Origin of the sequence: Cytophaga sp. (genome assembly GCF_051961495.1) — a bacterium.
GTDB lineage: Bacteria > Bacteroidota > Bacteroidia > Cytophagales > Cytophagaceae > Cytophaga.
In genome coordinates this window covers 1-8,889 of sequence record NZ_JBQCDF010000322.1, presented here as the reverse complement: position 1 = coordinate 8,889, position 8,889 = coordinate 1, and the positions used below count along the sequence as shown (strand labels likewise).

Annotated in this window: 8 protein-coding genes and 1 pseudogene; all 9 read right to left on the bottom strand. The window is 38.6% G+C overall.

From position 1 onward, the window contains the following. Nucleotides 1-1,135: GAF domain-containing protein (locus ACTHJT_RS17770; RefSeq protein ID WP_440240711.1), on the bottom strand; the 1,135-nt coding region annotated here is incomplete at its 3' end. A 147-nt stretch (nucleotides 1,136-1,282) separates the two neighbouring features. Further along, complete coding sequence (locus ACTHJT_RS17765; RefSeq protein WP_440240709.1) at nucleotides 1,283-1,690, bottom strand: BrxA/BrxB family bacilliredoxin; 408 nt, start codon at nucleotides 1,688-1,690, stop codon at nucleotides 1,283-1,285. A 156-nt stretch (nucleotides 1,691-1,846) separates the two neighbouring features. After that, nucleotides 1,847-2,173, bottom strand: a complete 327-nt coding sequence (locus ACTHJT_RS17760; protein WP_440240707.1) for an SUF system Fe-S cluster assembly protein — start codon at nucleotides 2,171-2,173, stop codon at nucleotides 1,847-1,849. Between the two features lie 3 nt (nucleotides 2,174-2,176). Further along, nucleotides 2,177-2,602 (bottom strand): SufE family protein, encoded by a 426-nt coding sequence (locus tag ACTHJT_RS17755; protein WP_440240705.1) that lies wholly within the window; start codon nucleotides 2,600-2,602, stop codon nucleotides 2,177-2,179. A 3-nt stretch (nucleotides 2,603-2,605) separates the two neighbouring features. Then, nucleotides 2,606-3,865, bottom strand: a pseudogene (locus ACTHJT_RS17750) (aminotransferase class V-fold PLP-dependent enzyme). Nucleotides 3,866-4,056: 191 nt separating this feature from the next. After that, entirely contained in the window at nucleotides 4,057-5,334 is a 1,278-nt protein-coding gene (gene sufD / locus ACTHJT_RS17745; RefSeq protein WP_440240703.1) for a Fe-S cluster assembly protein SufD, read from the bottom strand. A gap of 15 nt (nucleotides 5,335-5,349) precedes the next feature. Further along, entirely contained in the window at nucleotides 5,350-6,111 is a 762-nt protein-coding gene (gene sufC, locus ACTHJT_RS17740) for a Fe-S cluster assembly ATPase SufC (protein ID WP_440240701.1), read from the bottom strand. A 161-nt stretch (nucleotides 6,112-6,272) separates the two neighbouring features. Next, nucleotides 6,273-7,718, bottom strand: a complete 1,446-nt coding sequence (gene sufB, locus ACTHJT_RS17735; RefSeq protein WP_440240699.1) for a Fe-S cluster assembly protein SufB — start codon at nucleotides 7,716-7,718, stop codon at nucleotides 6,273-6,275. 264 nt (nucleotides 7,719-7,982) lie between these two features. After that, nucleotides 7,983-8,450: an Lrp/AsnC ligand binding domain-containing protein gene (locus ACTHJT_RS17730; protein ID WP_440240697.1), complete on the bottom strand. Its 468-nt coding sequence runs from the start codon at nucleotides 8,448-8,450 to the stop codon at nucleotides 7,983-7,985. Between the last annotated feature and the right edge of the window lie 439 nt (nucleotides 8,451-8,889).

Genomic DNA, 8,889 nt, shown 5'->3' with positions numbered 1-8,889 from the left:
TGTTTACCAGCTCAATATTTTTTTCCTGAATTTCATTTAATAATATTTTTATGCGTTCATTCTTATAGCTGATCGCAATATAATCGGATAAAGACTGAATAAATAAAGCATCTTCTATGTTAAACTCTTTTGTTTCGTATTGATTTTCACAGCAGATAATACCTATTGAAATGCCATCAACAATAATAGAGCAGTCCAGCAAAGATGAAATGTGAAGAGGATTTAAGTATGTATCAGTTAAATCTTTTGTTGCAGCATGCTCTTTTACATTTGGTGCAAGAATGATATTGAAATCCTTTAAATAGTTAAAATATGCCGGGTATTCATTTACTGACAATTCCTGCGGCATTGTTTTAAATGCATCTGTCTGATTAAAAAATTGATGCGTGTTTACAAGTGTTTGGTTACAGTCTTTATAAAGCCATATACTTACCCTTGTTATATTCAGTATCTGTGCCGCCTTTTTACATATATACTCAAACTGTTTATTGATATCAGATTCGACGGGAATTTTATTGATGGATAAAATTTCTTTGTGATAATTCAGCAGTATTTCATTTTTAGCATTAAGCGCAGATTTTTTTTCGCTCATTTCTACATATGCATTGCCCAGTAACTTGTAGAGCAGCAGGGCAAAGAAAACATTCCCTATGATAAAGATAGAACTGCTTACAAATAGCGGTTTGATTTTTATAGATAGGTCGTAAGCTTCGCCGGTTATTGATGACAGGTACACAAAGTTGGTAGCATGAATGCTGAATACAAGAAGTAATATGATTAGAGCCTGTCTTATACCTAATACCAGAAGTGTTATAATTGGTATAAAAATCAGCCAGAATGAAATGATGTGAAAGGTTTTGGGATTAACAATGAAATGATTTTCCAACATAGACAACAATAAAAAAATAAGAATCCAGCCGATTATTTTCGACTTAGGATATTTTATTGATAATCCTGTTAATAATAATCCTGAAATGAAATAAGGGGTAAGGATTATTAATGATGTTGTTGCAAGATCAAGAAAATATTCAGCAACCATAGTTGCTGCTACAATAGCAATATAGATTATAAGCGTGGTGTTATATATTTTTTTTGAATATATATTATAGTCTTTAAAATTAATCCGTATAGCCATCTTAAAATGTTTTTAATATTTAAGAATTAAAAATGCTAAGTGATATAAAAACAGGTATATCATGAATATATTCAAAATCTATTTATAAACGAATGAACCGCTTTTATGCGGTTCATTCGTTTATTGTGAGTTGATTCTGACCAGGTCTTATAATTCGTCAAATACCATTTTAAGGTGTGTTGCAATCATGTCTGCTGAGCGGCCTTCAATGTGATGACGTTCTACGAAATGAACAAGATTACCATCTTTAAACACCGCAATAGATGGTGAAGATGGTGGATAAGGCAGTGTATATTCACGAGCCTTGTTCACAGCTTCCTTGTCAACTCCTGCAAATACGGTTCCTAAGTTTGCAGGTATTTTATTATGATCAATTGCTTTTCTAACACCAGGTCTTGCAGTACCTGCTGCGCAGCCACATACAGAGTTGAATACAAGCAGGGAAGTGCCAGGTTTTTTCATAAATGCATCAACTGCTTCAGGTGTTGTTAACTCGCTGAAACCTGCATTGGCAAGTTCCGCTTTCATTGGGGCTACTAATTGTTCTGGATACATATGTTTTCTATGCTTAATGCTTAAGGCTAAAAGCCCAAAGCTTGTTCTTACGATTATTTATTTGTCTTACTTATGTTAAATTCTATTAATGAATAGGGGAATAGAATTAAGAAACGAAAAGCCTTAAGCGTTTAGCTTTAAGCCTTCAGCTAAAAGCTACATGAATCCTAACTCCAGTTTCGCTGCATCACTCATCATTTCCTGGCTCCAGGCCGGGTCGAATGTAATCTCAACAGTTACTTCATTTACACCTTCGATTGCTTTGGTTTTTGTTTCAACTTCTGCAGGCATCGATTGTGCAGCCGGACAGTTTGGAGATGTTAATGTCATTTGAATAAATACATTATTGACCGGGAAAACACTTACCTCGTAAATCAATCCCAATTCGTATATATTGACAGGTATCTCCGGATCGTATACCGTTTGTATAGCCTCGATCACTTTGTTCTTTAATTCTGTCTGATCTATTTCTATTTCACTCATAAATTAAACTGTTTTGTTCTGATAAGCCAAAGCATGCATTTTCATTTGTTTTACCATTGATGCCAGGCCGTTTGAGCGCGTCATGGATAAATGTTGCTGCATCCCTATTTTATCGATGAAGTACATTTCACTTTTTGCAATATCTTCTGCAGGCTGTCCGCTCAGTACTTTTAAAAGCAACGCGACCAAACCTTTTACAATAATGGCATCACTTTCGCCTTCAAAATATACCTTGCCGTCTTTGTAAGTGCTCACCATCCATACCAGTGATTGACAACCCTTGATAATATTTTCTTCAACTTTATATTTAGCATCTAAGCCCGGGAGTTTTTTTCCAAGGTCTATGATGTATGCATATTTTTCATCCCATTCATCAAACAGATCAAAATCTTCAATGATCTGGTCCTGAATTTCATTAATTGTTGCCATCTCTTATCTGAATAATTTTATTGCCTTGTGAATGGCAGCAATGAACACATCAATCTCTTCTTTCGTATTATAAAATGCAAAAGAAGCGCGGGAAGTTCCCGTAACGCCCAAACGGCCCATTAACGGTTGGGTACAATGGTGGCCGGTGCGAATGGCAACGCCTGCTTTATCTAAAATAATTCCTAAATCCTGGTGGTGTATATCCGAAAAGACAAACGATTGTACGCTCACTTTATCTTTTGCTGTACCAATCAAACGAATGCCTTCAATATCTTTTAATTTTGAAACAGCATAATCAAGCAATTCATGTTCGTAAGCACGGATGGTTGATTTACCAATAGAATTTACATAGTCGATAGCTGCTTTGAAAGCTACAACGTCTGCAATATTGGGTGTACCTGCTTCAAATTTGTAAGGGAGTTCATTATATGAGCAACTCTCATAGGTTACTTCGCTGATCATTTCACCGCCACCCTGGTATGGAGGCATTGCTTCAAGGATTGAACGCTTGCCGTATAAGACACCCACACCCGTAGGACCATATAATTTATGTGCAGAGAATGCATAGAAATCTGCATCCAGATCCTGCACGTCAATGTCTAAGTGAGATACGGCCTGAGCACCATCAATAAGCGCAACTGCACCCACCGCGTGCGCTTTCGCAATCAGTTGTTTTACCGGGTTAATGCTGCCAAGTGTATTGGAAACATGCACGCAGGCCAGTATTTTTGTTTTTGATGTAATGATGGAGTCGAATGTCTCGGTAAGTAATTCGCCCGCATCGTTCATCGGTAATACTTTTACAGTCGCTTTGGTGCGTTGTGCGAGCATGTGCCACGGAACCATGTTGGAAAGGTGTTACATCGCTGAAACAACAATTTCATCACCAGCCTTAAGATTCTCTAGCCCCCAGGTTGAAGCCACCAGGTTGATGCCTTCGGTTGTGCCGCGCGTGAAAATAATTTCTTCACGTTCTTTCGCATTGATGAAGGTTTTAACTGCGTCACGCGTAGCTTCAAAAGCTGCTGTTGCACGTTCGGCCAGCGTATGAATACCACGGTGAATGTTGGCGTTGTCGTTTAAATAATAAGCCGTAAGGGCTTCAACAACTTGTATAGGTTTTTGTGTAGTCGCAGCATTATCAAAATACACCAGAGGCTTACCATTTACCTCCTGATGCAGGACCGGGAAGTCTTCCCGGATACGGTCGATGTTTAACGTTCCATCGGCGGTTAAAAGGTCTGTATTGATGGTGTCAATCATTGTAGTATGAAGTATGTAGTACAGAGTACAGAGTACTAAGTACTGAGTAAATAATAAGCTTTGCCGCGGCGGACAGTTCTTATGTAAACATTTATCAATAACTAAAAATTCCGTTAAATGTCAAATAGATACATTGAACGGAATTTTTATTTGAACAATTGTACTCTGTACTTTATACTTAGCACTCCGTACTATTTCAATCTTTCTTCTATCTCTTGTTCTAAGTAAGCACGAAGTTCGTCGTGTTTTACTTTGTCCAATACATCAAAGGCAATGGCATGTACCAGCATCTTTTTTGCTTTGTCTTCGCCTACGCCGCGTGCGCGCAGGTAGAACATAGCTTCCGGATCAAGCTGACCGGTAGTTGCTCCGTGTGAACATTTAACATCGTCAGCAAAGATTTCCAATTGAGGTTTGGTATGAACAGATGCTTCTTTTGAAAGCAGGATGTTTTTATTCGATTGGAATGCATTTGTTTTCTGAGCATCTTTACGAACCCAGATCTTGCCATTAAATACACCGGTTGATTTTCCATCCAGAATACCTTTGTACAACTCATTGCTGTAGCAGTTCGGCATAGCATGATCAACCAACGTATGATTATCTACATGCTGCGTTCCTTTTTCAAGGTATAAACCATTCAGGAATGACTCGCAGTGTTCTGCACCTAGTGTGATATTTAGGTTATTGCGAACCAGCCCACCGTTTAATGTAATTGTCGTTGTGTACGAATTACTTTTTCCTTCATGTACAATTTGAGAATTGTGAATGAAGTTGCTGTTATCAAGATCATTCTGGATTTTATATTGTTCCAGATAGGCATCTTTTTTCAGAATTGTATGCGTGAACGCATTTGTAAACGAAGTATTCGAGCCCAGGCTGCGGTTTAACTCAACCAAAGTTGCTGATGCTCCATCCTCTACAACAACCAAAACACTTGGCTGTGCAAATACATTTGCTGTACGCACATCTGATAAATAAAAGCAAACAATCGGTTTAGCAATATGTTGTTTTGCTTTAACATGAATCAATGTTCCTGCTGTAGCAAACGCAACATTTAAAGAAACCATACTGTCATTGTATGGAAGGTTCTTGCCGAAATACTTTTGGATTAACTCCCGGTTGCCTGATTGAAAAGGTTCAATCGTTACACCTGCTGCATCAACAGCAGACAAGGCAGGGGAGAAGACCCCATTGATGAAAATAGCTTTATAGCAATCAATTGGTAAAGCAGTAAGCGATTTGATTTCGTCTGCGGATAAGGTTGCAGATGATTCAATTGCGTATGTTTTAGCAATCGTATTTTTTAAGTTTGTGTATTTCCACTCTTCGTGCTTTGTAGTAGGGAAACCTAATTCCTGGAAAGCACTGATCGCTTCTTTACGTACATCTACTAACAGGGAAGATGATGGCGTTTTTTCAAGCGTATTAAAATGCTGTATCAGCGATTCTTTTAATTCTGTAGTCATTGTGTAAGTCGGTTGTTAAACCGTTTGTGCATCTGCTTCAGCCTTGATCCAGTCGTAGCCTTTTTCCTCTAATTCTAATGCCAATTCTTTTGTACCGGATTTAACGATACGTCCTTTATATAACACGTGTACATAATCAGGAACGATGTAATCCAATAAACGCTGGTAGTGCGTAACAACGATTGTTGCATTGTTGGGAGTCTTTAATTTGTTAACACCATTTGCAACAATACGAAGTGCATCAATATCCAGACCTGAATCTGTCTCGTCAAGGATAGCTAAAGAGGGTTCAAGCATTGCCATCTGGAAGATCTCGTTGCGTTTCTTTTCACCGCCGGAGAACCCTTCGTTTAACGCACGTTTCAGAAGCGATTCATCAATCTCAACCAGCTTCATTTTTTCTTTCATTAATTTCAGGAAGGAAACAGCATCCAATGGCTCTAAGCCGCGGTATTCACGCACTTCATTAACTGCTGTTTTCATGAAATTGATGGTGCTTACACCTGGTATTTCAATCGGATATTGGAATGCAAGAAATACACCTTCACGTGCACGATCTTCCGGAGATAAATCCAACAGATCCTTACCATTCAGTTCAACGCTTCCGCCTGTAACTTCATAATCTTCTCGGCCTGCCAATACAGAGGCAAGCGTACTTTTACCGGAACCATTCGGTCCCATTATAGCATGCACTTCACCAGCTTTTACTTCAAGGTTGATACCACGAAGAATTTCTTTTTCTTCAATGCGTGCCTGTAAATTTTTAATTGATAACATAACTTTTATTTGATGAATTTTTGGTTTGGTTTTAAATTCCAAAATCCAAAAGACAAATTCCAAACGGAATAGAATTGATTTATTTTATATGCAAATGGTGAGGATGAAAGTAAAGGTTTGGTCGAAACCTCTTACACTTTACACTCTTAACTCTACACTTATTATCCGACGCTTCCTTCCAGCGAGATCGCAAGCAGCTTCTGTGCTTCAACAGCAAATTCCATTGGCAGCTGATTCAGTACTTCTTTACAATAACCATTAACGATCAATGCTACAGCTTTTTCTGTATCAATACCACGTTGGTTGCAATAGAAGATCTGATCTTCACCAATCTTTGAAGTTGTAGCTTCGTGTTCAACAGTAGAAGAGTTGTTTTCAACTTCAATGTAAGGGAAGGTGTGAGCTCCGCATTGGTCGCCCATCAGCAGAGAGTCACATTGGGAGTAGTTACGTGCGCCTTCGGCACGTTTCATTACTTTCACCAGGCCACGGTAGCTGTTATGGCTCTTGCCTGCAGAAATACCTTTGGATACAATACGGCTCTTGGTGTTTTTACCAATGTGAATCATTTTTGTGCCGGTATCTGCCTGCTGGAAGTTATTTGTAACAGCAACTGAGTAGAATTCTCCGATTGAATGGTCACCTTTTAAAATACAGCTTGGGTATTTCCATGTAACGGCAGAGCCTGTTTCTACCTGTGTCCAGGAAATTTTTGCATAATCTCCTGCACAGATACCACGCTTCGTTACAAAGTTGTAGATACCACCTTTGCCGTTCTTATCACCCGGATACCAGTTCTGAACAGTAGAGTATTTGATTTCTGCTTTCTCCATGGCAACCAGTTCAACAACGGCAGCGTGTAACTGATTCTCATCACGTACCGGTGCTGTACAGCCTTCCAGGTAGCTAACGTAAGAACCTTCGTCAGCAATTAATAGTGTACGTTCAAACTGACCAGTATTGGCAGCATTGATACGGAAGTAAGTAGATAGCTCCATCGGGCTGCGCACACCTTTCGGAATGTAGCAGAAAGAGCCATCACTGAATACGGCTGAATTTAATGCAGCATAGAAGTTGTCCGTTACCGGAACAACGCTGCCTAAATATTTACGAACCAATTCAGGATGTTCCTGAACAGCTTCACTCATAGAGCAGAAAATAATTCCAAGCTCTGATAATTTTGTTTTGAATGTTGTTGTAATGGAAACGCTGTCAATAACAGCATCAACTGCAACACCAGTCATACGTTTTTGTTCATCCAACGAGATCCCAAGCTTCTCGAACGTCGCACGTAATTCCGGATCTATTTCATCCAGACTGTTTAATGTAACTTTTGGCTTCGGCGCAGAATAGTAAATGATATCCTGAAAATCAATTTCCGGATATTTTACATTCGGCCAGGTAGGCTCTGTCATTGCCTGCCATTTACGGAAAGCATCCAGACGCCATTCAAGTAGCCACTCAGGTTCATTTTTTTTCGCTGATATGTAACGTACTGTATCTTCATTTAAACCCTTTGGCGCAGATTCGTTATCGATGTCCGTAACAAATCCCCATTTGTATTCCGATGAAGTTATTTCTTCCAGTATTTTATTACTATCGCTCATGTGTTTCTTCTATTAGTTTAGACTAATTCCAACATATTACAAAAGTAGAACAAATTTGGTAACAATGAGTTCTTTTTGGTACAAAAATTATTGAAATTTAGCGGGATTAGGTACATTTATTGAGTTCTGAGGAACTAGTTGTCAGGTGCTGGACAATAAGAAGTACAGAGTAAAGAGTATTTAGTACAAAGACGACAAATCAGAGATTTGTATTGTAATTGAGACATTTGCGGAGAAATTCGCAAAAACGAAACATCTCCTGTATTAAAGTTTTAAGGCCAGTGTTCTGTTTATCGATTCTTCCAATGAGATACTCGTTTCTGTCCGCTGTATTCCGTACACTTTTTGGATTTTATCGTGTAGTACTTCTCTCAGGTGCTGGGTGTCCCTGCAAATGATCTTTACAAACATGCTGTAATTTCCGGTGGTATAATGTACATTGACCACTTCAGGAATCTTGCGCAAATCATCTACCGCTTTATCATAAAACTCACTCTTATCCAGGTAGATACCTAAAAAAGCTGTAATGTCGTAACCCAAACGTGTATAATTTATTTCCAGGTGTGAACCTTTCACAATACCCAGGTCTTCCATCTTTTTCATGCGCACATGAATGGTTCCGCCGGATACGCCGATCTTTTTTGCAATTTCTGTATAGGGCAGGGAAGCATTCTCAATCAATTCAGTCAGAATTTTCAGATCAATGCTATCAATTTCGGAATGAAGAGCCATATTTTGAGATCTTAATTATTAAATTTGTAATAATTATTTAAATTTATTAATAAAATGGCAAATATTAAAATAATTTATGATAATATTTGCAATAAAAGAGTCGATCTGTTACCTTTGTATTGTTGTCAGTCGGACAATTATACTGTAGGGTGTTGAAATTGGCAGACATGCCCTCCTGTCTCGGGGGTGGAGAGTTCAAAATAAACGTAGTGTAATGCGACAAAAGCTAGGGTTGACCACTTAATTGTAATGTACTATGGCTAATTGCTCCGTGAGTTGGTTCGAATCCCTCCCCTACAGCTTGAACAAAAAAGCCTTCTATTGAAAAATAGACGGCTTTTGTGTGGTACATAACTTTACAATGGATGAAGGATTAAGTGCTCGTAATCACCTTCACCCAATCCACCTACATGCTGCCTGGCGCTATATCTGCCGGATC

Excerpts from the sequence above, each read along its gene's own strand:
- sufC (WP_440240701.1), bottom strand. The coding sequence starts at position 6,111 with ATGTTATCAATTAAAAATTTACAGGCACGCATTGAAGAAAAAGAAATT.
- ACTHJT_RS17765 (WP_440240709.1), bottom strand. The coding sequence starts at position 1,690 with ATGTATCCAGAACAATTAGTAGCCCCAATGAAAGCGGAACTTGCCAAT.
- ACTHJT_RS17755 (WP_440240705.1), bottom strand. The coding sequence starts at position 2,602 with ATGGCAACAATTAATGAAATTCAGGACCAGATCATTGAAGATTTTGAT.
- ACTHJT_RS17730 (WP_440240697.1), bottom strand. The coding sequence starts at position 8,450 with ATGGCTCTTCATTCCGAAATTGATAGCATTGATCTGAAAATTCTGACT.
- sufD (WP_440240703.1), bottom strand. The coding sequence starts at position 5,334 with ATGACTACAGAATTAAAAGAATCGCTGATACAGCATTTTAATACGCTT.
- sufB (WP_440240699.1), bottom strand. The coding sequence starts at position 7,718 with ATGAGCGATAGTAATAAAATACTGGAAGAAATAACTTCATCGGAATAC.
- ACTHJT_RS17760 (WP_440240707.1), bottom strand. The coding sequence starts at position 2,173 with ATGAGTGAAATAGAAATAGATCAGACAGAATTAAAGAACAAAGTGATC.